Below are 1,414 nucleotides of genomic sequence, written 5' to 3' on the forward strand. Positions count from 1 at the left end.
GGTCAAGTCCCGGGAAGTGGTGTAGCGGTCCTTCGGTGAGAGGGGTCAGGCGGTTAGGGCGGGTAGGGAGTTGGTGGTCACCTCCTGCTCGGGGGTAGTGGTGATGGTCAGGCGGCAGCGGGCGAGGACGTCGAGGCCGAGGTAGCGGCGGCCTTCGGCCCATTCGTCGGTCTGTTCGGCCAGGACTGCGCCGATGAGGCGGACGATCGCCTCTCGAGAGGGGAAGATGCCGACGGAGTCGGTGCGGCGGCGGATCTCGCGGTTCAAGCGTTCGGTGGGGTTATTCGACCAAATCTGGACCCACACGTCCTTGGGGAAGGCAGTGAACGCCAGGACATCAGCGCGGGCGGCGTCGAGGTGCTCGGCCACCTCGGGAAGTTTCTCGCCGACGTAGTCCAGCAGCCTCTCGAACTGGGCGTTCACTGCTGCCTGGTCGGGCTGGTCATAGACGCTGTGCAGCATCGCTTTCACCGCAGGCCACATGCCCTTGGGACAGATACTCATCAGATTCGCCGCGTAGTGGGTCCGGCACCGCTGCCAGGACGCGCCGGGCAGGTGCGCGGCGATCGCCTCGACCAGGCCGGCATGAGCATCGGAGGTGACGAGCCGGACTCCGCCGAGACCGCGGGAGACGAGGTCGGCGAAGAAACTATTCCAGGCCGCGCCCGTCTCGCTGGTGGCGACCCGCATGCCGAGGACTTCGCGGTGCCCGTCACCGTTGACTCCGGTCGCGAGCAGGACAACAGCGTTGATCACGCGGCCGCCTTCGCGGACCTTCATCGTCAGCGCGTCAGCGGAGACGAACGTGAATGGCCCGGCCGCGTCCAAGGGGCGGTGGCGGAACTGATCGACGTGCTCATCGAGATCGGCCGCCATCCGGCTGACCTGTGACTTCGAAAGCGAGTTGATCCCGAGCGTCTTCACCAACTTGTCCATGCGGCGAGTGGAGACACCGGCAAGGTAGCAGTCCGCCACAACTGTGATCAGCGCGGATTCGGCGCGTTTGCGGCGCTCGAGCAGCCACTCCGGGAAGTAGGTGCCGGAGCGGAGCTTGGGGACGGCGACGTCGATAGTGCCGACCCGGGTGTCGAGGTCGCGGTGGCGATAGCCGTTGCGCTGGACAATCCGCTCGGGGCTGGGCCGGCCGTATTCCGCGCCGGCGACAGCGTCAGCGTCCGCCGACAGGAGATCATTGATGATCCTCTGCAGCATGGCGCGCATCAAATCTGGGGAGGCTTCGGCCAGAGCTTCACCGAGCAGGCCATGAGGGTCGACAATATGAGGAGCGGTCATCGTGATGACTCCGTTCGAGGATTCTGTGGAAGGTTGACTCGAAGGATCACACGGTGACCGCGTCCACGTCCGAGACGATCACGGCAGCCACCGCGCTACACCACTATGCGGGACTCAACTG

At 65.5% G+C, this 1,414-nt stretch carries 1 protein-coding gene; it reads right to left on the reverse strand.

The genetic code is table 11. The features are described 5' to 3' along the window. Positions 1–45 precede the first annotated feature (45 nt). Positions 46–1,293, reverse strand: a complete 1,248-nt coding sequence (locus ACFQRD_RS16640; RefSeq protein WP_377804789.1) for an IS256 family transposase — start codon at positions 1,291–1,293, stop codon at positions 46–48. Positions 1,294–1,414: the final 121 nt, after the last annotated feature.

The sequence above is a fragment of the Brachybacterium sp. GCM10030268 genome, from assembly GCF_042666305.1.
Classification (GTDB): domain Bacteria; phylum Actinomycetota; class Actinomycetes; order Actinomycetales; family Dermabacteraceae; genus Brachybacterium.